23 protein-coding genes are annotated in these 24,127 nt (G+C 62.7%); 6 read left to right on the top strand and 17 right to left on the bottom strand.

The genetic code is table 11. From position 1 onward, the window contains the following. Positions 1-12: 12 nt before the first annotated feature. From KF821_10045 to KF821_10080, 8 genes are all read right to left on the bottom strand, one after another. Positions 13-612, bottom strand: a complete 600-nt coding sequence (locus KF821_10045; protein MBX3006149.1) for a YdcF family protein — start codon at positions 610-612, stop codon at positions 13-15. 47 nt (positions 613-659) lie between these two features. Beyond that, the gene (locus KF821_10050) at positions 660-860 is read right to left on the bottom strand and encodes a helix-turn-helix transcriptional regulator (GenBank protein ID MBX3006150.1); all 201 of its coding nucleotides are present in this window, start codon (positions 858-860) and stop codon (positions 660-662) included. Next, the gene (locus KF821_10055; GenBank protein ID MBX3006151.1) at positions 857-1,231 is read right to left on the bottom strand and encodes a hypothetical protein; all 375 of its coding nucleotides are present in this window, start codon (positions 1,229-1,231) and stop codon (positions 857-859) included. Before KF821_10055 ends, KF821_10050 begins: the two co-directional genes overlap by 4 nt. 125 nt (positions 1,232-1,356) lie before the next feature. After that, a complete protein-coding gene (gene dnaJ, locus KF821_10060; GenBank protein MBX3006152.1) occupies positions 1,357-2,481 on the bottom strand; it encodes a molecular chaperone DnaJ in 1,125 nt (374 codons plus the stop codon). An 89-nt stretch (positions 2,482-2,570) separates the two neighbouring features. Then, on the bottom strand, positions 2,571-4,466 hold the full coding sequence (gene dnaK, locus KF821_10065; GenBank protein ID MBX3006153.1) for a molecular chaperone DnaK: 1,896 nt from the start codon (positions 4,464-4,466) through the stop codon (positions 2,571-2,573). 28 nt (positions 4,467-4,494) lie between these two features. Next, positions 4,495-5,007, bottom strand: a complete 513-nt coding sequence (locus KF821_10070; GenBank protein MBX3006154.1) for a nucleotide exchange factor GrpE — start codon at positions 5,005-5,007, stop codon at positions 4,495-4,497. Positions 5,008-5,017: 10 nt separating this feature from the next. Then, positions 5,018-6,061 carry a heat-inducible transcription repressor HrcA gene (gene hrcA, locus KF821_10075; protein ID MBX3006155.1) on the bottom strand — a complete coding sequence of 348 codons (1,044 nt, stop codon included), beginning with the start codon at positions 6,059-6,061 and terminating at the stop codon, positions 5,018-5,020. Positions 6,062-6,197: 136 nt separating this feature from the next. Next, positions 6,198-7,400, bottom strand: a complete 1,203-nt coding sequence (locus KF821_10080; protein ID MBX3006156.1) for a C39 family peptidase — start codon at positions 7,398-7,400, stop codon at positions 6,198-6,200. Between the two features lie 109 nt (positions 7,401-7,509). On the opposite strand from KF821_10080, the gene KF821_10085 reads away from it, so the two are divergent. Both KF821_10085 and miaB read left to right on the top strand, forming a co-directional pair. Then, a complete protein-coding gene (locus KF821_10085; GenBank protein MBX3006157.1) occupies positions 7,510-7,929 on the top strand; it encodes a hypothetical protein in 420 nt (139 codons plus the stop codon). Between the two features lie 71 nt (positions 7,930-8,000). Next, the gene (miaB, locus tag KF821_10090) at positions 8,001-9,365 is read left to right on the top strand and encodes a tRNA (N6-isopentenyl adenosine(37)-C2)-methylthiotransferase MiaB (GenBank protein ID MBX3006158.1); all 1,365 of its coding nucleotides are present in this window, start codon (positions 8,001-8,003) and stop codon (positions 9,363-9,365) included. Between the two features lie 296 nt (positions 9,366-9,661). On the opposite strand, the gene KF821_10095 is transcribed toward miaB, so the two are convergent. After that, positions 9,662-10,924, bottom strand: a complete 1,263-nt coding sequence (locus KF821_10095) for an MFS transporter (GenBank protein MBX3006159.1) — start codon at positions 10,922-10,924, stop codon at positions 9,662-9,664. Positions 10,925-11,183: 259 nt separating this feature from the next. Between KF821_10095 and KF821_10100 the strand changes: the two genes are divergently transcribed. Genes KF821_10100 through KF821_10115 form a run of 4 tightly spaced genes read left to right on the top strand, consistent with a single transcriptional unit; the run spans position 11,184 to position 14,521 of the window. Continuing rightward, positions 11,184-11,975 (top strand): alpha/beta fold hydrolase, encoded by a 792-nt coding sequence (locus KF821_10100; protein ID MBX3006160.1) that lies wholly within the window; start codon positions 11,184-11,186, stop codon positions 11,973-11,975. 57 nt (positions 11,976-12,032) lie between these two features. Continuing rightward, positions 12,033-12,884, top strand: a complete 852-nt coding sequence (locus KF821_10105; protein MBX3006161.1) for a hypothetical protein — start codon at positions 12,033-12,035, stop codon at positions 12,882-12,884. After that, the gene (locus KF821_10110) at positions 12,884-13,672 is read left to right on the top strand and encodes a ParA family protein (protein MBX3006162.1); all 789 of its coding nucleotides are present in this window, start codon (positions 12,884-12,886) and stop codon (positions 13,670-13,672) included. Before KF821_10105 ends, KF821_10110 begins: the two co-directional genes overlap by 1 nt. After that, positions 13,673-14,521 (top strand): ParB/RepB/Spo0J family partition protein, encoded by an 849-nt coding sequence (locus KF821_10115; GenBank protein ID MBX3006163.1) that lies wholly within the window; start codon positions 13,673-13,675, stop codon positions 14,519-14,521. Positions 14,522-14,589: 68 nt separating this feature from the next. Here KF821_10115 and KF821_10120 read toward each other — a convergent pair whose 3' ends face one another. The 8 genes from KF821_10120 to KF821_10155 all read right to left on the bottom strand — a co-directional run bounded on the left by KF821_10120 (position 14,590) and on the right by KF821_10155 (position 23,847). Further along, on the bottom strand, positions 14,590-15,765 hold the full coding sequence (locus KF821_10120) for a hypothetical protein (GenBank protein ID MBX3006164.1): 1,176 nt from the start codon (positions 15,763-15,765) through the stop codon (positions 14,590-14,592). A gap of 49 nt (positions 15,766-15,814) precedes the next feature. Further along, the gene (locus KF821_10125) at positions 15,815-17,245 is read right to left on the bottom strand and encodes a hypothetical protein (protein MBX3006165.1); all 1,431 of its coding nucleotides are present in this window, start codon (positions 17,243-17,245) and stop codon (positions 15,815-15,817) included. Further along, complete coding sequence (locus tag KF821_10130) at positions 17,242-17,835, bottom strand: hypothetical protein (GenBank protein ID MBX3006166.1); 594 nt, start codon at positions 17,833-17,835, stop codon at positions 17,242-17,244. The genes KF821_10125 and KF821_10130 overlap by 4 nt, the downstream gene beginning before the upstream one ends. 1 nt (position 17,836) lies before the next feature. Further along, complete coding sequence (locus KF821_10135) at positions 17,837-19,339, bottom strand: hypothetical protein (protein ID MBX3006167.1); 1,503 nt, start codon at positions 19,337-19,339, stop codon at positions 17,837-17,839. Further along, positions 19,339-19,917 (bottom strand): hypothetical protein, encoded by a 579-nt coding sequence (locus tag KF821_10140; GenBank protein MBX3006168.1) that lies wholly within the window; start codon positions 19,915-19,917, stop codon positions 19,339-19,341. Before KF821_10140 ends, KF821_10135 begins: the two co-directional genes overlap by 1 nt. A 607-nt stretch (positions 19,918-20,524) precedes the next feature. After that, positions 20,525-21,475 carry a glycosyltransferase family 2 protein gene (locus tag KF821_10145; protein MBX3006169.1) on the bottom strand — a complete coding sequence of 317 codons (951 nt, stop codon included), beginning with the start codon at positions 21,473-21,475 and terminating at the stop codon, positions 20,525-20,527. 46 nt (positions 21,476-21,521) lie between these two features. Next, positions 21,522-22,469: a carbamate kinase gene (gene arcC, locus KF821_10150; GenBank protein ID MBX3006170.1), complete on the bottom strand. Its 948-nt coding sequence runs from the start codon at positions 22,467-22,469 to the stop codon at positions 21,522-21,524. Beyond that, positions 22,462-23,847, bottom strand: coding sequence for an 8-oxoguanine deaminase (locus KF821_10155; GenBank protein MBX3006171.1), 1,386 nt, complete (start codon positions 23,845-23,847; stop codon positions 22,462-22,464). Before KF821_10155 ends, arcC begins: the two co-directional genes overlap by 8 nt. Positions 23,848-24,127 lie beyond the last annotated feature (280 nt).

The raw sequence follows: 24,127 nt of genomic DNA on the forward strand, positions 1-24,127 counted from the left end.
CGAAGCCGCGCTTTATTGAGCCTGTACTTCCTCTATCCAGTGCATGAAGAGCGAGTACACCTCGCGCAAGGTGAAGACCGTGCGCGCCAGCGTGGAGCGGTAGCGGCTGGTGGGCGTAGGCGAGGAGAAGGTCTGCATGCCCAGTTCGCTGGCCAGTTGTTGGGCGCGGTACATATGCAAGGGATCACTAACGAGCAGGGCGCTAGTGTAGCCCAGCGATTGCATGAGCTTCTGCGCCTCGACCAGGTTCTCTTCCGTATCCGTGGAATTGGTTTCCACATGAATTGCCGAGGCGAGCACGCCGCGCTGCAAGGCATACTCGCGCGCGATCTCCGAATCAGCCACTTGCGGGTTGCGGCCATAGCCACCGGTAAAGATCAGTTGGCGCACATAGCCCAAACGATACAGCTCAATGGCGTGGTTGATACGCTCGGCAAACACCGGCGAGGGCCGGTTGTGCCAGGCGGCCGCCCCGAGCACAATCGCTACGTCGGCCGGCTGGGTTTCATCGATATGGGCATATTGGCGGATGCGCAAGGCGGCCATGCCGCCGGCATGCAGACCGACCAACAAAGCCAGCGCGATGACAATCAAAACAATGCGCCGAAACATCGGCGCATTGTATCCTTGCTGGGCTGGGTGTGTGCAGGCCGGCGGCGTTAGGCCGTATCGCCGGGGGTGAAGATCTCCTCAATCGTGCGCTCGAACAAGGCCGCCAGGGCAAAGGCCAGCTCCAGGCTGGGGTTGTACTTGCCGGTCTCGATTGCGTTGATCGTCTGGCGCGACACATTGAGACGTTGGGCCAGATCGGCTTGCGACCAATCCCGCTCCGCCCGTAGCACTTTCAGGCGATTCTTCATGCATACTTTCTGCGCGCCACCAGCAAACCCACGCCCCACATCATTGCCATGTAAAAAATGTAGCTACCGGCAGCAGGCGCTGGCGGCTGGGCCAGCCCAGCATTCAGCAGCGCCTCGGTGACCAGCAGCATGAACATGCCGGCGAAGGCGAAGCCCAGCGCCTCGAGCTGGATACGGCGCTGCATCTCGTCCATGTTACGGATGGCGGCAAGCAGCGCCAAGACGATCAGGAAGCCGGGGATCAGGGGCAAAAGCAGGATGGGCAGACGATAGGCCGGGAACAGGCTGGCCGCGGTCAAGCTCAAGAGCAGCAGCAATACATAGGTTGCGAGCGATGCAAAAAGCTGTTTGGCAGGACTCAAAGATTTCATTTTTTCACCTCGCCATCACAATATAGCATTCTTTACATTTTGTCAAGTTTACTTTACATAACCAGCCAACAAAAAGGCGGCAAACAAGCCGCCTTTTTTATGTCAAGCTATCCGCCAAAGGCGTCTTATCCGCCGAAGGCGTCTTTAAGCCGGTCGAGGATGCCGCTCTCGCGCGGCTGTACCTCAGTGCCCATGGTGGCGGCAAGCTGTTCGATCAATTGGCGCTGCTCGGCGCTGAGCTTGGTGGGGATGGCTACGTTGACCATGACCATCTGATCGCCGCGGCCGCCGCCCCGCAGGTGTGGCACGCCCTTGCCACGCATGCGCAGCACCTTGCCCGGCTGGATGCCGGCAGGCACATTGAGCATCGCCGGGCCATCCACCGTGGGCACCTCGACTTCGGCGCCCAAGGTAGCCTGGGCGATGTTGATGTCCAGATCGAGCAGGATGTTGTTCTCCTGCCGGTGGAAGAATTTGTGATTGCGCACATTCAGCGCCACGTACAGATCGCCGGCGGGGCCGCCGTTCATCCCCGGCTGGCCCTCGGCGTTGAGGCGCACCTGGTTGCCGCTATCCACGCCCGCGGGGATCTTGACTTCGCGGCGCACCTGCACACGCTCCAGGCCGCTGCCGTTGCACACGCGGCAGGCCTTGTCGAACAGTTCACCGCTGCCGCGACAATCCGGACAGGTGGTCACCTGGATCATGTTGCCCAGCAGCGTAGCGCGCGCCCGGCGCACCTCTCCTGCCCCACCGCAAGTGGTGCATTTGTGTTTCTTGCTACCCGGCTCGGCGCCATCGCCACTGCAGTGGTGGCAGGTTTCATCGCGCGTGAATTCGATGGTCTTATCGACCCCGAACACCGCTTCTTCAAAATCGAGGGTGAGGTTGTATTGCAAGTCAGCGCCGCGCGCCGGCGCGTTGCGATCGCGCGTGCGGCGGCCGCCCCCGAAGGGGAAGCCGAACATCTCGCCGAACAGATCGCTAAGGTCAATGTTGCTGAAATCCGGCATGCCGCCGAAGCCATCCATACCGGCATGGCCGTAGCGGTCATAGGCGCCGCGCTTCTGGTCATCTGAGAGCACGGCATAGGCTTCGTTGAGCTCTTTGAATTTTTCTTCGGCGCCCGGATCCTTATTGACATCCGGGTGATATTGGCGCGCCAAACGGCGGAAGGCGCTTTTCAGCTCTTCCGCCGTGGCATTGCGAGGAACGCCAAGAATTTCGTAGTAGTCGCGTTTTGCGGCCATAAAAGTGAGCAGTGACTAGTAATCAGTGAGCAGGTCACAGATGGCAGGAATCCTCCTGCTCACCCCGCCCTGCTCACCGTTCACTGGTCCTAGGCCTCTTTAAACTCGCCGTCGACAACGTCTTCGCCGCCCGCCGGGCCGCTGCCGGGGCCAGCTTCGGGGCCGCCGGCGGCCGGGCCAGCGCCGCCTTGGTAGGCTTCGGCGCCCAGCTTCTGCAGACGTTCCATCAGGGCTTCGGTGGCCGCCTTCATGGCGGCGGCATCCTCACCGCCCAGGGCGACACGCGTCTTAGCCACCAGGTCTTCGATCTCCTGCTTGCTAGCCGCCGGCACCTTGTCACCGAGGTCTTTGAGAGTCTTCTCGGCGGTGTAGACGGCGCTATCGGCAGTGTTGTGCGCTTCCACCAGCTCTTTGCGCTGGTCGTCTTGCGCCTTGTTAGCCTCAGCATCCTTGCGCATACGCTCCACCTCGCTGTCAGACAAGCCAGACGAAGCAGTGATGGTGATGTGCTGGCTGCGGCTGGTGGCCTTGTCAGCCGCGGTGACGTTGATGATGCCGTTGGCATCGATGTCAAAGGTCACTTCGATCTGCGGCACGCCACGCGGCGCCGGCGGAATGCCGTCAAGCACGAACTTGCCCAGGCTCTTGTTGTCAACGGCCATCGGGCGTTCGCCCTGCAGCACGTTGATCTCGACCTGGTTCTGGTTGTCGGCGGCGGTGGAGAACACCTGGCTCTTGCGCGTGGGGATGGTGGTGTTGCGCTCGATCAGCGGGGTGGCTACGCCGCCCAGCGTCTCGATCGACAGGGTCAGGGGAGTTACATCCAAGAGCAGGATGTCTTTGACATCACCACCCAGCACGCCGGCCTGGATGGCGGCGCCCACAGCCACGACTTCATCCGGATTAACACCCTTGTGCGGCTCTTTGCCGAACAGTTTCTTGACGGCTTCTTGCACGGCCGGCATACGCGTCATGCCGCCCACCAGCACCACTTCGTTGATATCGGCGGGCTTGAGGTCAGCATCTTTCAGCGCCTGGCGCACCGGGGCCAGCGTGCGCTCCACCAGATCTTCAGTGAGCTGCTCCAACTTGGCACGCGTCAGCTTGGTGACCAAGTGCTTGGGGCCAGCCGCATCGGCGGTGATGTAAGGCAGGTTGATCTCCGTCTGCTGTAGGGAGGACAATTCAATCTTGGCCTTCTCGGCGGCTTCTTTCAAGCGCTGCAGGGACTGGCGGTCCTGGCGCAGGTCAATGCCGTTGTCGCGCTGGAAGTCATCGGCCAGCCAGTTGATGATGCGCTGGTCAAAGTCATCACCACCCAGGAAGGTATCACCACTGGTGGAACGCACCTGGAAGACGCCATCGCCTACATCGAGGATGGAGATATCGAAGGTGCCACCGCCGAGGTCATACACGGCGATGATCTCATTCTTCTGCTTGTCGAGGCCGTAGGCCAGCGAGGACGCAGTGGGCTCGTTGATGATGCGCAGCACTTCCAAGCCAGCGATCTTGCCGGCATCCTTGGTGGCGTTGCGCTGGGCATCGTTGAAGTAGGCCGGCACGGTGATCACGGCCTGGGTCACCGGCTCGCCGAGGTAAGCTTCGGCATCGGCCTTGATCTTGGCCAGGATCATCGCCGAGACCTCGGGCGGGCTGTAGCGCTTGTCAGCCATCTCCACTTCAATGCCGCTGTTGCTGGCCTGGTGGATCTTGTAAGGCACTACTTCCAGCGCCTTGGCGGTTTCCGCATCATCAAACTTGCGGCCCATGAAGCGCTTGATCGAGTAGATGGTGTTCTCCGGGTTCACTACGGCCTGATTGCGCGCCGGGCGCCCGACGAGACGCTCGCCATTCTTGTTGATCGCCACCACCGAGGGAACGACGCGTTCGCCTTCGGCGGTGGGGATGACGACCGGTTCGCCGCCTTCCATCACGGCACCCACCGAGTTGGTGGTGCCGAGGTCAATACCGATGATCTTTGCCATATCTTGTCTCCTCAAATAATTGCAGTTGTTATTGGGCTACCTTCACCACGGCGGGGCGCAGCACGCGCTCGCCGAGGGTGTAGCCGGTGCGCAGCACTTCGCTCACCGTGCCACTGGCGTAGTCGGGGTTGGGCTCTTGCGCCACGGCTTCGTGCAGGTTGGCGTCAAAAGGCTGGCCCAGCGGGTCTACACGCTGCACGCCCTCCGCTTCGAGGAAGCCGAGCAGCTTGCGGTAGATCAGCTCGATGCCCTGGCCCCAGTCGGCGGCGGCCTCTGGCTGGCTCTTGAAGGCCAGCTCCAGGTCGTCCACAATTTCCAGGTAGCGCTTGATCACGCGGCCGCGGATCTCGGCTTCCTGGGCTTCCTGGTCACGCGCCATGCGCTTCTTGTAGTTGGCAAACTCAGCCTGGGCGCGCTGCCAGCCTTCGAGGTTCTCGGCGGCTTTGGCGTGCGCGGCTTGCAGCTCCTGCTGCAAACCCACGTCAGCCACTTCGCCCGCGGTGGCCTGGGTGTCTTCGGGGGTATGTGTTGTTTCGTCCATTGTTCTCTTATCAGTCCTGCGTACTCATGGTTTCAGCCATCATGCCACTCAGCAATCCGGCCACATAATCTACGGTGGAGACGGCGCGGCCATAGGCCATGCGGATAGGGCCAAGCACGCCGAGGTATCCGCTGGCGGCGTTGGTGGCGCCGTAGCGTGCCAGCACCAGCGAGAAATCGTTAAGCTCTTCCCAGCGGCCTTCGCCGCCGATGAGCACTTGCACGCCGCCGATCTCGCTGTTCATCAACGTTTGTGCCAGTAAGTCCGCCAGCATCGGGCGCTCTTCAAACACGCGCAGGGCACGCTGGGCGGCATCCGCATCGCTGAACTCCGGCTGGGCTAACACATTGGTCAGGCCGTCTTGCAGTACCTCGCCGGTGAGCGGGCTCTGCGTGTTGTGTAGCTCAGCTTGTACCAGCTTGTAGATCTCGCCAGCCAGCTCGCCCATCTCGGTCGCGGGCGGCTGGATGGTATCCAGCGTCACGTTGCGCAGGTGCTGGTTGAGCTTGGCCGCCATGCTGCTCAGGCGCTCCTGGTCCACCGCGTCCTTGAGCGCCAGCATCTGCTGACGCACCAGGCCGTTCTCCAGCACCAACACCATCAGCACTTGGCGGCCAGTGGTGAGGATCAGTTCCAAATGCTTGAAGCGCCCCGATTGGGTCTGCGGGGCGGTGATCAGCGAGGCGGCGCGCGACTGGTTAGCCAGTACCGAGGCGGCCAGCTTCATCCACTGCTGCGTCTCGTGACGCGCCTGGTAGAACTGGTGGCTGATAGTGTGGCGCAGCGAAGCGGGCAGCTCCTGGCGCGCCATCAGCTCGCCTACAAAGAAGCGGAAGCCCTCCTCGGTGGGCACGCGGCCCGCCGAGGTATGCGGCTGGCGCAGGTAGCCGGCTTCGGTGAGCTCGGCCATCTCGTTGCGGATGGTGGCCGAGCTGAAATCCAGCGCGTATTGATCCAGCAGGCGCTTGGAGCCGACCGGCTGGGTACTTTCGACGTAATCCTTGACGATCAGGCCAAGGATGAGCTTCTGGCGCTCACTGAGGGGATGGGTCATTGTTTTCTGTGTGTTTTTAGCACTCTCGATGCTAGAGTGCTAAATCACTCTATCCCTCATTTTAACAAGCCAGAAAAGGCCAGTCAAGAAATCTGACTGGCCTTGGGGCGTTTCTTACAAAGGTCTAAGAGTGGGTTTAAGGCTCTACCCCGATCGAAATCAGGGCTTGCTGCACATAAGACGATTTGGGGTTGACGTTTTGCGCCAGGCGGAACTGCTGGATGGCGCCATTGCGGTCCCCCTCGCGATACAGCACCCAGCCCATCCAGATCATCGCCTCTTCGGAGACATCGGTAATGCGCAGAGCATAGGTGAGCAGCTCGCGCATATCGTCCATGCGGCCGGTGTTGTAGTAGGCGAAGAAGGGGCCAAACTGGTAGCGCAGCATGCGCTGCGGCAGGCCCAGCTCACGCGCCCGGTCAAAGGCGGTGGCGGCGTTGCCGTACTCCAGGAAGTGCACCTGGTTCATCCCAAGATTGAACCAGGCATACGCGTCTTGCGGATTGGCCTGGATTTCGCGCTCAGCGGTGGCCAGCGCGTTGCGGCGATTGGTGTCCACATCCCAATCTTCGCCGAGCAGCTCCTGCACGCGCGCTTCCTGATCGGGGCGATAGATCAGCAGGTAGACGCGGTTGAACTGCTTCCAGAATTCATCGGTCTCGGCATAACTACGCACCAGGTCGGCGCCGCGCCAGGTATCTTGATAGGTGAAAGTTTGCGCGGCCTCATCATAAGCAGTGATGAGCACATAGTGCCCGGCCCAGCGGTCATCGCCAGCCCAGGCGTCGGTTTCCAGGTATTCGCCTTCCTCGATCATCACCGGAATGCCCTCGGCCAGAAACTGCTTGATCAACTCGATCGTGCCGCCCACGCGGAAGGTGGAGCGCAGCCAGCCGGCGTAGTTGCCAGCAAAGTGGATCAGCTCGTCTACATTGACATTGCGGTCGCCGGTCTCGGGCTTGATCTCATCGGCAATGTCTTGCTGGGTTCCCTGCCATCCGTAAAAGTCCAGGTACATTGCCAGGGTGGCCGGGCCGCAGTTGTTGGGCGTCTGGCGTTCGTAGCGCGGCGCGGGCAACTGCACCAGCCCGGGCAGCGGCGTGGGGCTGGCCGGCGGCGTGGCGCTGGGCGCCGGCGGGCTGAAGGTGGGCAAGGGGCTCTGTACCACGTTCACCTGCGGGGCGGGCAACGCCTGCACCGGATCGATGATGCCGCGCAGATAGGCGCGGGCGCTTTCGTAGCCCCAATCGGCGCGCAGCCTCACCCAGGGCACTTGATAGGCCAGCACGGCCACCAGCAGCAGGCCGAGTACACCAAGCAACAGATTGCGTATGCGCATGGGGGAGATTGTATCCAGCTTATTTGAGCGCCAGCTAAGTATTCGCCTACCCCACGCGGAACTTTGCGCCAGGTGGTGGCGTTAATATAGCGATACCCAAGGAGACCTAATGAAACGCAATTTGATTCTGCTCAGCGCCCTGCTCGTGCTCACCGCCGCCTGCCGCCCCGCCGCTTCGCCCCACCGCGTATTCGAAGCCGGCCAGGCTGAGATGCAGGTGGGCGAAAGCCTGGATGATGTACAGTCTGGCTCCATGCTGACCTTTGTGGAGATCGTGCAAGACAGCCGTTGCCCGGCGGATGCGATCTGCATCAGCTCTGGCTTTGTACAGGCACGCTTCGCCATCCAGGAAGGCGACAGCACCCGCACGGCGATCCTGACCCTGGGCGATATGGCCAGCGGCGACACCAACGTCACCACGGTGGGCGAGTTCACCGTCACCCTGCTAGAGGTGAACCCCTACCCGCTGGCTTCCGCCCCGGTGGACTATGCCGATTACACCGTGACGCTGGATCTGTACGCAGACTAGGCCGCGACGTGCCGGCAAGAAAAAAGCGCCCTCCTGTGAGGGCGCTTTTTTGTTAGCTATAATCCTTCCGCATGAAATACCACATCTGGACCGAAGGCTGCCAAATGAACGTGGCCGACTCACAGCGCGTCGCCTCGGCGCTGGAGCGCCTGGGCTACGTGGCTACACCGGTGATCGAGGACGCGCAAGTAATCGTGCTCAACACCTGCGTGGTGCGCCAGAGCGCCGAAGACAAGGCGATGGGCCGCGTGACCTCGCTCAAGCCGCTCAAAGAAGCCCGGCCGGATGTCACCATCAACCTGATGGGCTGCATGGTGGGCGTGAAAGGGCAAGACAAGCTGCGCGCCGCCCTACCCTATGTGGATGTGTTCTCGCCGCCCTCTGACCCTGGCCCGCTGGTGGCGCACCTCACGCAGGAAGACAGCCGCTTCATTGAGTTGCAGGCCACGCAGCAACGCTTCGAGCAAATGGACAACGAGGCCCTGATCCTGCCGCTGGAGGAGCGCGGCCAACTGGTCACGGCGCACGTGCCAGTGGTCTACGGCTGCTCGCATGCCTGCACCTTCTGTATCATCCCCTACCGCCGTGGCGTGGAGCGCAGCCGCCCGCTGGGCGAGATCGTGGCCGAGATCCGCGCCCTGGCCGCCCAGGGCGTCAAAGAAGTCACCCTGCTGGGCCAGATCGTGGATCGCTACGGCAAAGACGTAGCGGATGGCCCCAATCTGCCGGCGCTGCTGCGCCGCGTCAGCGAGGTGGAGGGCATTGAGCGCATTCGCTTCCTGACCTCGCACCCCAACTGGATGACCGACGAGCTGCTGGAAACGGTGGCGGCGCTGCCCAAGGTGATGCCGCAGATCGAGGTGCCGGTGCAAGCCGGGCACGATGAAGTGCTGGCCAACATGAAGCGCGGCTACACCGTGGCCGAATACCGCGCCCTGGTGGAGCGCATCCGTCGCATCATTCCCCAGGTGGCGATCGCCACCGACATCATCGTCGGCTTCCCCGGCGAAACCGAAGCGCAGTTCGAGGGCACGCGCCAATTGCTGGCCGAGCTCAAGCTCGACGTGGCCCACCTGGCGCGCTACTCCACGCGCGAGGGTACCGTGGCCGCCCGCCGCATGCTGGATGACGTGCCCGAAGATGAGAAGATGCGCCGCCTGAAGGTGCTCGATCGCCAGCAGGAAGCGATTTTGACCGAGATCAACGCCCGCTATCTGGGCACGACGGTGCCGGTGCTGTTTGAAGAAGACGTGCGCGGGCGCTGGAAGGGGCGCACGGAAACCAACAAGCTGGTCTTCGTGCAAAGTGAGACGCGCCTGCACGGGCAGGTGCGCCCGGTGCAAATCACCTGGACCGGGCCATGGTCGATGCAGGGCCGCTTGCTGCCAGACCCGGCCACGCTGCCGATTCTCATCGAGCCGATCGTGGTTTCGTAGCGAGTTTAAACCTCAACACCAAAGACACAAAGAGCACAAAGTTTTAGGCGCTCCCGTCATCACGAGCGCAGCACACCATTCCGCCCAGCTGTCATTCCGCGGAGGAATCCTTTAGGCTTTCCCGAAAACACGCCACGCAGCGATGACGCTGCGCGGGCTTAGCTTAAAACGCAAACGGGCGCCTCGCCGCGCCCGCTTGCTCATCGAGGAGGAGAGAGTGCAAAGCTTCACTTACTCCTGCTCATTGGATGGCCCCAGAGGGCCACTTCTTACCTCACCTATCCAACCTGATCTATCTAGCCCGCCACCACCCCCTTCCCTGGGTGGCCATCATCTACCGACATCACCGCCGGCAAAGCCATCCCTACCAGCGCCAGCAAGAAGCACACCACCCCGCCCAGCATGTACCAACTGGGCACGCCGTAGCGATCCGCCAGCGGCCCGGCGGCCAGCAGGCTGACCGGTGTGGCCGCGGTAGAGAGGCTGTTGATCAACGAGAACACACGCCCCTGCATGCCCGGCTCCACCGCGCCTTGCAGGATGGCGCCCAGCGAACCATTGACGATCGGGTTCATCAAGCCCGAGAAGAACATACCCGCCACCGCCCAGGGGAATGCGTGCGCCGGGGTGCGCCCCACCAAGAAAGTGAAGACGCCCATGCCCAGCAGGCCCAGCATGGCGGTGAGGATTTGGCGGCGGAAGCCGCCCCAGGCACCCAGCAGCAAGCCGCCCAGGATCACTCCGGCGCTGAACATGGCTTCGAACAGGCCTAGCTCCTTCACGCCGCCGCCGAAATGCTTGGTGATCAACAGCGGGGTCAGCGCCCCGGCCGGGCTGAACAAGAAGTTGATCGCCGTGGCCATCAGGCAGATGATCAGCAAGCCCGGCCAACTGAGCACATAGTCCAGCCCGGCGCGCACATCCTGCCAGAAGCTGGGCGCCAGGCCCGCTGAGGGCGCCTTGGCCGGCTGAGGAATGGTAAAGAAGAATAAAGGCACCACCGCAAACAAGGCGGTAAGCACATCCAGGCCCAGCAAGCCCTGCATGGGCAGCAGCTCCAACAGCAGTGCGCCCAAAGGCGCCGAGAGGATGTTCATGCCCCCATTGAGCATCTGGTTCAGGCCCTGAATGCGCGCCAGGTGCTGCGGCGGCACCATCAGCGAGGTAGACGCTTGCATCGCCGGGCCGTGAAAAGCACCCCCCAAGGCGCGCAGGAACATCGCCAGATAGATATGCCAGAGCTGCACCGCGCCCAGAGCGAACAGCAGCGCCAGCAGCACGGTGACCAGGGCCACACCGCTATCCGCCACCATCATGATGCGCCGGCGGTTGCCACGGTCGATCAGCGAGCCCACCAGTGGGGCCAGGGCGATATTGGGCAGCATCGCCACCAGGGTGGCGGTGGCCAGCACGGTAGCTGAGCCGGTCTGGCGGGTGAGGTACCACACCAGGCCAAACTGCACCAATTGGCTGCCTAGCAGCGAAAGCGCCTGCCCCACCCAGATGGTGAAGAAGCGCCGCTGCCAACGGCCAAGGTCTTGAGCGGGGGCAGTAGCCATGGTTAGAAGAAATTGGCGATCAGCGTACGCGCCAAGCCCGTCAGGGTGTGGAAGCGGCTGGGATAGGCGGCGGCACGATCGGCCGCATGAGCCTGCTGAAACAGAAAAGTGAAACTCGAAAGAGAAGAATTGAACATTTTTGCTCCTTATTTGCATAGATACTAAACATTTATATTGAATTTGTCAATAGATATTTTATAAATTCTTATATTCCTATGCATATTTTTGATATTTTGCAAAAATAGATTACACTTTTTACATGAACGACACAAAAATCCCCCCTCTGCACCTCGAACACAATGGCAGCGGCATACCGGTCTTGCTGATCCACGGCTTCCCCTTCACCAGCCGCATGTGGCGCCCGCAACTCAGCGGGCTGGCCGCCAGCGGCCACATCCTGGCGCCCGACCTGCCGGGCTTCGGGCGCACGCCGGCCGCCCCGCCCCCGCACAGCGTGGAACGCCTGGCCGCCGCCTGCCTGGACGCGGTGACGGCTCTGGGCATTCACGAGCCGGTGGTGCTGGGTGGCCTCTCGATGGGCGGCTACATTGCCCTGGCCGCGGCGCGCCACTTCCCGGAGCGCTTGCGCGGCCTGATGCTGCTCTCCACCCGCGCCGGGGCCGATTCGGCGGAAGCCAAGGCCAATCGCGACAAGAGCATCGCCACCGCCCAAGCCGAAGGCCCGGCCCCGGCGGGCGAAGGGATGTATCCCAAACTCCTCGCGCCGGAAAATTACGCCGCCCAGCCGGAAACCGCCAGCGAGCTGAAAGCGATCTTGCAGGGTGCGACCACCGAAGGGGTGGTGATGGGCCTGACTGCCATGCGTGACCGCCCGGATGCAACGGATGAGCTGCCGGAGATCAACCTGCCCACGCTGATCATTCACGGACAGCAAGACCAGGTGATCCCATTCAGTGAAGCCGAGGCAATGGCCGCTGCAATTCCCCACAGCCAACTGCACCTCCTGCCGCAGGCCGGCCATGTGCCCAACTTGGAGCAACCCGAGCGCTTCAATCAGGCGGTGACAGAGTTCCTCGGCCGGCTGAGTTGAGCTGCGCGCCGCGCGCGCAATGTGGGGCTGAACGCGGCAAAACGATATAATCTCGCCATGCTGTTCAGCCAACGCATGCAACCGGTGGAGTATCTGGCCATCGGCCACATCACGCTTGACGAGACTCCGCAGGGGCCGCGCCTGGGCGGCTCGGCCGCCTACGCGGCGCGCACCGCGCAAGCCTTCGGCTTGCGCGCCGGCATCCTCACCGCTTGGGGTGAGGAGCTACCCGCCACTGTGCTCGACGGCATCCAAATCCTCAACATCGGCGCCGAGCACAGCACGCGTTTCGAAAACCGCTATGTCGACGGCGCACGTACGCAATACATTCGCCACCAGGCGCCCACGCTGGCCTTTCACCATGTGCCCGAAGCCTGGCGCCAGACGCCGCTGCTGCACCTGGCGCCGGTGGCCCAAGAGGTTTCCCCGGCGCTGCTGCGCTATTTCCCTGAAGCCAGCATCGGCGCTACGCCACAGGGCTGGCTGCGCGATTGGGACGCCAGCGGCCGCGTGCAACCCAGCGCCTGGCCTGAAGGCGAAAGCATCCTCAACCGTTTGGATGCCTGCGTGATCGGCCTCGAAGATGTAGGCGGCGATCAGCGCCGCGTAGAAGCGATGGCCGCGCAGTGCCCTATTCTGATCGTCACCGACGGCAAGCACGGCGCCACGCTGTACACCCAGGGCGAAGTGCTGCCGATCACCACCCCACAAGTCGACGAAGTAGACCCTACCGGGGCTGGCGATGTCTTCGCCGCAACCTTCTTCCTGCAATGGCAGCGCAGCGGCGATGCAGCCGCGGCGGCCCACCTGGCCGCGCAGGTCGCAGCGCACTCGGTTACCCGCGCTGGCCTGGCTGGCATCCCCACCCAGGCCGAGCTGTTCGGCCTGCTGGCTGAGGCGGCGGCCTGATGGCGCGCATCTACACCCTCGTCAATCAAAAGGGTGGCGTCGGCAAGACCACCACCACGATCAACCTGGGCGCCTACCTGGCACATTTGGGCCAACGCGTACTCCTGGTGGACCTGGACCCGCAGGCCAACGCCACCTCGTGCCTGGGGATTGACAAGGCCAGTGTGCAAAGTGGCACCTACGAAGCGATCATGGGGCTGCACCCGGCCAGCGAAAGCATCCTGGTTAGCCCGGAGCTCAAACTCTCGCTGCTGCCCGCCTCGCCCGCCCTGGCCGGCGCCGAAGTGGAGCTGGTGAACGAACTGGCCCGTGAAAACAAGCTGCGCGAAGCACTGCAGCCACTTAAAGACAAATACGATTACATTCTGATCGATTGCCCGCCTTCGCTGGGCCTGCTGACCCTCAACGGCATGGTGGCGGCGCAAGACGGCATCATCATTCCGGTGCAGTGCGAATACCTGGCGCTGGAAGGCCTGAGCATGTTGTTGAGCACGATCGAGCGTGTGCGCAAAGCGCTGTTCCCCGGATTGCGCGTGCGCGGCGTGCTGCTGACGATGTACGACAATCGCACGCGCCTCTCCGACGAAGTCGTCAGCCAGGTGCGCGCCCACTTCAAGAAAGAGACCTTCAACGTGGTCATCCCGCGCAACATCCGTCTGGCCGAAGCGCCCTCACACGGCCTGCCGATCATCGCCTACTTCCCCAATTCCCCCGGGGCCGAGGCACACCGCCAACTGGCGCAGGAAGTATTGGAAGGAGACGGCGTGACGGTGGCCGTGAACGCGTAAATGAAAAAATCTCGTTTGGGCCGCGGGCTCGACTCCCTGATCCCTTCCGAAAGCGCCATCAAGCCCAGCGATGTGCAGCAGGTGGCCGTGGAGGCGATCCGCCCCAACCCACACCAGCCGCGCACGCACTTCGCCAAGGAGCAACTGGCCGAGCTGGCTGAATCGATCCGCACCTATGGCGTGATCCAGCCCTTGATCGTCAAAGAAGACGCCGGCGGGCGCTACACCCTGATCGCCGGCGAGCGCCGCCTGCAAGCCTCCAAGCTGGCCGGGCTGGCCACGGTGCCCGTGGTCAGCCGTGAAGCCAGCGACCGCGACCTGGTGGAGCTGGCCCTGGTGGAGAATGTGCAACGCGCTGACCTAAGCCCGCTGGAAACCGCCGAAGCCTACCAGCACATGCACCACCAGTTCAACCTTTCGCATGACGAGATCGCCCGCCGGGTGGGCAAGAGCCGCGTGGCGATCACCAACACGCTGGGCCTGCTCGAGCTCAGCGCGGCGGTGAAGCAAGCCCTGCTGGATGAAAGCATCAGCGAAGGCCACGCCCGCGCCCTGAAGGCGTTGGATACACCCCAGGCGCAGCGCGCCGCGCTGAGCACGATCGTCAGCCAGGGGCTGAACGTGCGCCAGACGGAGGAGTTGGTGCGCAAACTACGCGGCACGCGCCCCAAGGCGGCCGCCAAGGCTTCACAAAGCGCCGAGATCCGCGATCTGCAGAATGAGCTGCGCGATGCGCTGGGCACCAAGGTGAAAGTGCAGCACAGCCGCAAGGGCGGGCATATTACGGTGTTTTATTATTCCGATGAAGAGCTGGACAGTCTGGTCACCCGCCTAACCAAACGTAGATAAGCACCTCGTTGGCTTCTTAAAAAAAGCGATCGATTAATTGATTGATCAATTAATCGATCGTTTTTCTTTTAGCGCTGATTGCTCAGAAAGCGTTCGTGCTCGGCCAGCGAATCACGCGCCAGCTCCAGCACGGCTTGCATGCTGCGCTCAGATTGATCACGCAGATGCTGCAGGGTGTCTTGCGCATCGCGCAGCGTATCTTCCAGCATCGTGATCTGGTCAGCCAGTTTTTCGCGCTGGCGGCCCTCCTCACGCATCTGCTCTTCGTTGGTCAGCGTAAAGCTGGCCCAGCGCTTTTGCGCATCGGCCTGGAAGGTCGACCATTCCTGGCGGAAGCGCTGTTCGCCCAGGCGCTGGATCTCGCTGAGCTCATTCACGCGGCGATTGATCTTCTCCACCAGCTCATCGAACGAGCGCTGGGCGCGCTTGACCGCCAGATCGGTAGTCTCTAACTCTTTGAGGTGGCGCACCAGGGTATTGGATTGCTGCTCCACCAGTTCAAAGCGCTTGGCCCATTCCTTCATCGTGCGCTTGCGTTCTTCGTCTTGCACGTTGGCCTGCTCCAGAAAGGCGAGCTGAGCCTGTTTGCGCTGCTCTTCGGCGGCAAACATCTCATCCACGCGCTTATCCACCTTGCGCTGGCCATCCAGGATCAATTCGGTGCGCTTGGCGGCAGTATCCAGGCGGCTGATCAGCGCGGCCACTTCAGCGTGCATTTCAGTCAGGCGTTTGATGTCTTGCTGGCTGTTCTTCTCGATGGTTTGGGCGATCTTGGCGCGCTGTTCCTCGCCACGCTCCACCGCGGTCACCGCGCCTTCCAGCCGCTCCACCCCGCCGCTCAGCTTCAGCAGGGTCTGGCTGTGTTCGTTTTGTTGCTTGCGCAGCGCCTGCAGCTCGGTCATCTCCTTGCGGAAATCTTCGAGCACCTTGGCGATGCCCTTTTGCTCAGTGGCCAGGGCCTTTTCTTGCGATTTGCGCTGCGTGCTGAGGGCCTGCAGCTCATCTTTGGTTGCTTTGTGGGCCGCTTGCTGGGCCTTGAGCTCGGCCTCCAACTCAGCCACCTGATCCGCCAGGGATTTTACGCGTGCCTTGCTTTCGGCGCGTGAGGTGGTGGTCTTTTGGGAGCGTACCAGGCTGCGTTCTACCGCATCCAGGCGCTTCTTGAGCTCCGTGTTTTCGGCAATCGCCTTGCGGCGCTCTTCATCCAGCCAGGCCACCTTCTTTTCAAGCTGTTCTTTTTCCATATGCGAGGATTATAGCGAATGTAACCTACCGTTTTCGGCAAAAAACAGGTTACTGAAACAGTTGCGGGAACATCAGCACCAGCCGCCCCACCGGCGCCAGAAAGCTGGGCAGCAAGCCGTAGCCCAGCAAGGTCACCATCCAGATCAGGAAGAAGCCCCATACATACGGGTTGGCCAGATCGCCGCGCAGGCGCCGCGGGCCAGCCGGGGCGGCGGGCGCCAGGGCGGCAGGCGCGGCGCTGAGCCAGGCGTGGAGCAGGCGCAGGCCGCCTGCCAGCAAGCCGAGGCTGCCCAGCAAGGTCAGCACCAGCAAGCCCACCGAATGGCGGCCCACGCCTTGCCAAATTGCCAGATGGGCCGGGAAGGGCCCCAGCAGCGGCAGCCCGGCGAGCGCCAGCAAGGCAGTGACGCTGGTAAAGGCCAAGAGGGGGTGACGGCGCAAGGCCGGCCCCAGCTCAGCCAACTGCAAGCTAGGCGCCTGGCGGTAGAGCACACCCAGGCAGGCGGCCAGCGCCCACAGCACCCAGGCCTGCGGCAGCAGCAGGGCAAAGAAAGCCGGCAAGCCCGCCGCCCCGCCGAGGCCAATCGCTTGCAGCAGGCCGCCGGTGGCCAGCATGCCGGTGTACGCCATCAGGCGGCCAAGATGGCGCTGCTGGGCGGCCCACAGCCCCCCCAGAAAGACGCCCAGGCTGCCCACGGTGAGCAAGAGCTCGAACACGGCCGGGTTATCGCGCAGCCACACGTAGCGCTCCACAAAGCTCAGCAGGAACAGCAAAGATACCGAGTGCAGGAAGAAGGTGAGGAAGCCCAGCACATAGGGATGGGCTTCCTCGGCCAACATAGGCATCCACGAATGGAACGGGAACAAGGCCAGCAGAAAGCTGAAGCCCAACGCCAGCATCAGGCCGGCGCGCAACACCAAGGTGACGCTGCCCGGGCTGCCCTCGGCGCCGGTGAGCAGCCAGCCGGTGAACAGGATGAAGGGCAACGAGAACAGCAGGAAAATCAGCGCCCGGCGGATGCCACGCCCGGGCTGGCTGCCGGGTGGCACCAACAAGGGCACCCACAGCAACACGGCCGCCGCCAAAAACAAGGCCGCGTACAAAAATGGCTGCACCGACAATGCCGCCATGAACAAGCCCACCGCAATCAGTGAGAGTGCCGGGAACCAGCGCCCGGGACGGGTGATGAAGCTGCCCAATAGCCAAAAGGTCTCGGCCAGGTAGATGAAAGTGAGCAGCAAGCGTTGATTTTCGGCGATGGTGAAGTTGCGGCCGAGAAACACCAGCGTGGGCGAGATCTCGATCGAGACCGAGCCAAGCTGCAAGACCACATCAATCGGAAACTGCCAGGCGATCCAGGTGAGGATGAAGCTCAGGCCCAGCGCCAGATAGAGCGGCGTGTCATCCGAGCGGCGATAGAAAAGCAAGGCCACCCCAACCAGCACGGGCAGTAGCACCCACAGCAGCGCCGCGCTCATTCCTGCACCTCCAGGCTAGGGGCCGAGAGCAAATAGGCACTGACCAAGGCAATGCCAAGATTGAGCGCAGTGAGCAAGCCCGTCACCAAGGTCGAGGCCTCGACGGCAGCATACAGGATCTCGAACCCGGAGAACAGAGTCAGCAAGCCCAGTGCGCTGCGAAACATCCCGGGGCGCAGGGCGATTTGCATCAGGCCAATCCCGATCAGCAGCAAGCCACCCCAGGAGGGGTAGATGCCAAAGGCGCGTGACCAATCGGCCAGGCGCGGGGCCGCCCCCAGGGTCATCAGCACCACCAGGCCAGCCGCCAGCAAGCGGAAGACGCGCCCCGAGGGCACGCCGCTATCCGGCAGAGCGGGATCCTCCGGCAGGTTGAGGCGCGTCAGCCCCAGCACCGAAGCAGCGATCCAGCCAGTGACCAGCTTGACCACTGCCAACTCGGCGGGCCAAGTGGCGATGACCAATAGAAAGGCCCAGATGTACTGCAAGCCCAGGGCCGCAATCGCCCAACGCCAATCCTGATTGACCAGAATGTAGAGTGCAGTCAACAGCAGCAGCAAAACCACCAGGGTGCCAAAGAAATCGTTCACACTAGCCCAGCCCTGTTTGCGAGAATACGGAGATCAACAAAGCAATGAAGAGCAACGCCCACAGCAAGCCGGCCTCACCTTCCAGCAAGCTATTGAGCAAGCGCAGGCTGCCAGCGAGCGCGGCGGAGAACAAGGCGGCGGCACGCTGGGGCGCGGGCCACTGCATCTGCGGCAGGCGCAGATGCGGGGGCAGCAGGCGCCGGCCGCTGCGTTGCAGCGCCTGGCGGCCAGCGTAGGCAGCGGCTAAGAGCAGCAGCACCACCAGGCCGGGCCACCAGGCCCGGCCACTGGGCGCCGGCATCAGCAGGCCCAGCAACAACAGCATCACGGCCGGCAGGCTGGCCGCGATGGCTTCGACGGCCAGGGTCCAGGGCTCGTCAGGGTCCGGCGCGGCGGCCGGCTCAGCGGCGCGCTGCAGCAAACCGAGCAAGAGCAGGGCGTGCAGTGGCAAGGCCAGGAAGATCAGCGGGCTGGCCGCCGCCGGGTACAGCGTGCTAACACCCTGCACACTGGTGAAAAGCAGCCCTGCCAACAGCAGGGCGGCCACGACGGTGAGCGGGCGATGCCACTCGCCAAACTGCGCGGTCAGTTGGGCAACACTATCGGAGAAAAGCCATAGAAGGCCAAAGGCGAGCACGGCGGCTTGCGCCCCGGCCAGGCCCGCGATCAGCACCAGGGCAGCCAGGCTGGCTTGCTGCCAGTGCCGCGGCGCGGCCGGCGCCAGGTTCTGCGCGGCGCTGTAGATGCCCAACCCCCAAACCAGGGCCAGCGCCAACTGCAGCGCCAGGCCGCTGACGGCGGGCATGAAACGCAACAACACTACCGCGCCGATAAGCGGGGCGGCGCGCAACATGGCGTGAAAGGCGGGCATCTCCTGGCGCGTGGCGGGCAACGGACGAATTGCCACGGCCAGGCGAATCGTGGCGGCTACGCCGAGCACCAGGCTGGCCAAGCTGGCATACGAAGCGGGAATGGCCCAGGCGGCCAGCACCAAGATCACACTGCTGGTGTTGAAGGCCAGGCGTTCAAGCAAGCTGGCACGGCCCTGCTCCAGCGCTAAGGCGCTGTGCAAGCCGTACTGCAAAACATCCAACAGGAATAAAGTGAGCGCGGCGGCCAGCAGATCGCCGGCCAATGCGACCAGTAAGGCTGCGGCGGCCAGCGCCAAGGCGGGCACCCAGATCGGCCAACTGACGCCGGAGGCGCGCCGCACGCGCGCCAGCAAATGGGCCAGCAGCAGGATCAATACGGATACTGCCAGCGGCCAGGAGAATGCATCCAGCGCCAACAGGAAAGGAAACTGCAGCTCTGGCCCCAATTGCCAGCCGGGTAGCGTGATCTGGTGCGGCAAGCCGGCGCGCAGGCCCAGGGTAACCAGGCTGGCCAGCAGTACGCCGCCGGTGGCTACGAACCAGTAGGACTTGAAGGCAGGCCGCCAACGCTGCACAGCCACCAGGCTGAACAAAGTAAGACTGAGCAACACGACCGGCAGCAGCACTAGCATCAGCTATCGCCCTCCCCGAAGAACATCGTGCCGCTTTCGCGCAGCGTAAAGAGCGCCAGCAAATCCAGATCCACCGGAAGCTCAGGCGTGGTGCGGGTGTCGTAGCCCTGCTCCTGAATGGCCTTCTCGCGAATCGAGCGATACAGCTCGCCGCGCTGTTCGCCCGGCACCTGCAGGTCCGCAATGCTGGTGGCGCCCAGCAGCAGCTCGCCAGTGGTGTAGAAGAAGGTAATGCGCTTCCACTCGCCCGCGGGCAAGGGCCGTGGCAGCGCTTGCAGGCTGCCCAGTTGCATCTTGAAGTACTCGTTCATGGCCCGCGGGTGCTCGGGCTCGTCTTTGAACAGATCCTTGCGCAGCACCAGCTCGTGGCCACGCAGCGGCGCAGTGTACTCAATACACCACTTGCGGTTACCGAAGCTGGCGGGCTGATAGAAGGCCAACGAATCGGCGGCGATGATGTGCGGGCCGCTGACCAGGGGGATGCGGTACCAGCCCAGCGTGCGGGCGATTTCCAGATCGCGCGGGCTGGGGATGATGCAAACGAGCACAAGGTCAGTGGGCAGTAGGCGCTGCGACATAGGCGAGGATGCTGGCTATTGTAGCCGCCTGTTGTGGGCGCGGAGCTGAGCTTGGGATGGCGGCGAGGGTTCCTCGCTGCGTTTTGGGATGAAGGGTGGGACAGATTGCTTCGTTCGCTTGCCGCGAGCGGCAATGCTCCTCGCAATGACAGGGCGGGCGGTGTCATTCCGAGCGGGTAGGCAGCACTCCATCGGACCGCCGAACCCACATCAGGGAGGAATCCTTGCTGGCGCCTCTTCCAAAATGCGTACTATTTCAGATGTGTGAGAGGTTGTGCCGCTCCTTGACGGATTCTTCCGTAGGAATGCACTGCGGCTCCTCACGGCTACGCCGCTCGTTCGGAATGACAAGAATTCAGGCGAGGCAGCAAGGATCCCTCGCTACGCTCGGGATGCACAGTTTGCAGTATTGGCTGAGTTTAGGATATGGCAGCACGATTTCCCTCGCTGCGCTCGAGATGCACGTGCATGCTGGTTAATCCAGGGGCAGATTGCTTCGTCCGTTTGCCGCAAACGGCAATACTCCTCGCAATGACGGGTTGGCTTATGGCTTATGGCTTATGGCTTATGGCTGACAGCTAATAGCTAATCGCTAACAGCTATAAGCTTACTTAGCTTTTTTGACCGGCTCGTCTGGGTTGTTGCGCAGAATGTAGAGCGGGCGGCCGCGCACTTCGTCGTAGAGGCGGCCGATGTATTCGCCGACGATGCCGAGCGAGATGAGCTGCACGCCGCCAAAGAACAGCACAGCGATCAGCACAGTAGCCTGGCCGGTGAAGGCCTGGCTGCCGATCACGCGCAACACAATCACCAGCGGGATGGAGAGCAACGCCAAGGCAGCGGAGACAAAGCCAACATAGGTGGAGACCTGTAGCGGGAAGAACGAGAAGCCGGTGATGGCGGTGAGGGCCAGCTTGACCATGCGGCCGAGCGTGTAGTTGGTCTCGCCGGCGAAGCGAGCGGCACGGTCATAGGGCACACCGACTTGGCGGAAGCCGACCCAGGCGGACATGCCGCGCAGGAAGCGATGGTGCTCGCGCATGCGGTTGAGCACATCCACCACTTTGCGGTCCATGAGGCGGAAGTCACCCGTGTCAAGCGGAATCTCGATATCGGTGATGCGGTTGATGAGGCGATAGAAGGCCGAGGCGGTGAACTTCTTGAAGAAGCTCTCACCATCACGCTGGCGGCGTACGGCGTAGACCACCTCGTAGCCCTCTTGCCATTTTTCGATGAGCTGCGGAATCACCTCGGGCGGGTCCTGCAAATCGGCATCAATCAAAATGACGGCGGTGCCGCGGGCGTAGTCCATCCCGGCGGTGACGGCGATCTGGTGGCCGAAGTTGCGGGCGAACAGGATCGGGCGGATGTGCTCGGCCTTGGCGGCGTGCTCCAGCAGGATTTGGGCGGTGGTATCACGCGAACCGTCATCCACCATGATGAGCTCCCACGGCTGGCCCAGGCCATCCATCACGGCGGTGGTGCGGGCAATGAATTCCGGCAGGCTTTCGGACTCGTTGAACAGGGGTACAACGATGGAATAGGTGGGAGTCTTCATCCAAGAGGATTATGCGCTGAAACTGGCTAATCGGCTAGTACGCATGCTAGGCGCTGATCCAAGTGCCCGTTTCGCCGCGCAGGGCGCGGGCGATATTGGCGGGGTCGGTGATGAGGGCCTGCGTGCCGCCCGCTTCGACAAAGCGTACGGCGGCCTGGATCTTGGGCAGCATGCTGCCGGGGGCAAAGTGGCCCTCTTCTATATATTGTTTGGCTTCGGCCACGGTCATGCGTTTGAGGGCGCGCTGCTGGGGCGTGTTGTAGTGCAGCATGACCTGCTCCACGCCGGTGGAGATGAGCAGTAGCTCGGCGCCGATCTCGCCAGCCAGCAGGCTGGAAGCGAAATCCTTGTCAATGACAGCCGCCACGCCTTTGAGCTCGCCACCCTCTTTGATGACGGGGATGCCACCGCCGCCGCAGGCCACCACCATGAAGCCGCTTTCGATGAGCTGCTGGATGGCGGGCGCCTCAATAATCTCTTTGGGCTGCGGCGAGGCGACGACCTCGCGCCAGCCACGGCCGGAGTCCTCGGTCACGTGTTTGCCCTGAGCGCGTAGCTGCTCGGCGGCAGCCGCGTCCACAAAGGAGCCGATGGGCTTGGTGGGATTCTTGAATGCAGGGTCGGCCGCGTCTACTAAGCACTGCGTGACCACTGTCGCGGCGTACTTGGCGATACCGCGTTGGGCGAACACGTTATTAAGCGCCTTCTGGAACATGTAGCCGATCCAACCTTGCGTCTCGGCGCCGCAGTAATCCAGCGGCACGGGCGGCAGCTCGTTGGCGGCCAGCTCTGAGCGGCGCAGAGCAAAGCCAACCTGCGGGCCGTTGCCGTGGGTGACGACAACATCCCAGCCCGCCTGGATCATCTCAGCCACATAGCCCATGGTTTGGCTGGCGGCGGCGTATTGGTCAGCGATGCCTTCTTTACCCTTTTGCTGGATCAGGGCGTTGCCGCCTACGGCGACGACGGCGATTTTTTTGGTCATGTTATCCATTCACCAGACGCGTGGCGGCGTGGTTGTGCTGCTCGACCAGGACAGGCAGATCGGCGGTTTGCAGTTGGCCTTCCTTCACGATGAAGCGGCCGCCCACCACGGTGTAATCAGCCTGCACAGGAGCACAGAAGACGAGGGCAGCCAGCGGGTCATGCAGGGCGCCGGCAAAGCCGAGCTGGTGCAGGTTCACGGCGAAGAAGTCGGCGCACTTGCCAACTTCCAGCGAGCCGATGTCGCTGCGGCCGAGCACGGCGGCGCCGCCGCGTGTGGCCAACTCCAGCGCGGTGCGGGCGGTCATCAGCGGCGGGGCATCCTCGCCGGAGAGCGAGGCGCCGCGCTGGCCGGCGTCAAGCCGCGCCAGCAGCATAGCCTGGCGCACCTCGGCCAGCAGGTGCGAGCTGTCATTGCTGGCCGAGCCGTCTACACCGAGGCCGACGCGCACACCAGCGTTGAGCATCTTGAGCACCGGCGGGATGCCGGAGGCCAAGCGCATATTGGAGGATGGGCAGTGCGCTACGCCACAGTTGTGCTGGGCGTACTGGGCAATCTCGGCATCGTTGACGTGCACGGAGTGGGCGTACCAAACATCCGGCCCGAGCCAATCCATCGTTTCCATCCAGGCTACCGGGCGCATGCCGTAGTGCTGCTGTGTGTATTGCTCCTCATCTTGCGTCTCGGCCAGGTGGGTATGCATGTGTACGCCATAGTGGCGCGCCAGCTTGGCCGTCTCGCGCATCAGGTCAGGCGACACGTTGAACGGCGAGCACGGCGCCAACACCACTTGAATTAGCGCGCCGGGCTTGGCGTCGTGGTAGGTCTCGACCAGGCGGCGGCTCTCGGCCAATACTTGCGCGTCAGTTTCGACGACGCTGTCGGGCGGCAGGCCGCCCTGGCTCTCGCCGAGGGTCATCGAGCCGCGTGAGGCCTGCAGGCGCAGGCCCATTTGCAAGGCGGCCTCGATCTGGTCATCCAGGCGCGCCCCGTTGGGGTAGATGTAGAGATGGTCTGAGGCGGTGGTGCAGCCAGAGAGGGCCAGCTCAGCCAGCGCGGTGCGCGTGGCGACCTTGACATCATCGGGCGTGAGGCGTGCCCAGATGGGATACAGCGTGGTGAGCCAGTTGAACAGATTGACGTTCTGGGCGGCGGGCACGGCGCGGGTGAGGATCTGCACGAAGTGATGGTGCGTGTTCACCAGGCCAGGTAGCAGTACATGGCCGCGCAGATCCAGCACTTCGTCTGCGCTTTGCGGCAGCTCGGCGCTCGGCCCGACTTGTTCAATGAAGCCATCACGGATGAAGAGGCCGCCGTCTTGGATCTCACGGCGCTGATCATCCATGGTGGCCATCAGAGTAGCATTGCGTACTAGAAGTGTGCTCATAGGGAGATAATGATACGACATCGTACGCCAATGCCGAAACTCTGCCCTTGCTTGACAAAGCTATGTGGCGTTTGTTAGGATTAGGCATAAGTGATTGATTTCACTTATTAGTTTCATCGTCATCGTTTGGCAATAGGCCGCCACGACGTTCAACCTGACGTAATGTGCCCCACATGGGCACTTTCCGCCGAGTACGCCGAGCGGCCTTCGTTTTAATTTGCGCCTGTGCACGCTGAGGCGTGAAGCTCACATAGGGAATAGGATTTTTAAACCTTCCGAC

This window comes from Anaerolineales bacterium (genome assembly GCA_019637755.1).
Classification (GTDB): Bacteria; Chloroflexota; Anaerolineae; order Anaerolineales; family UBA11579; genus JAMCZK01.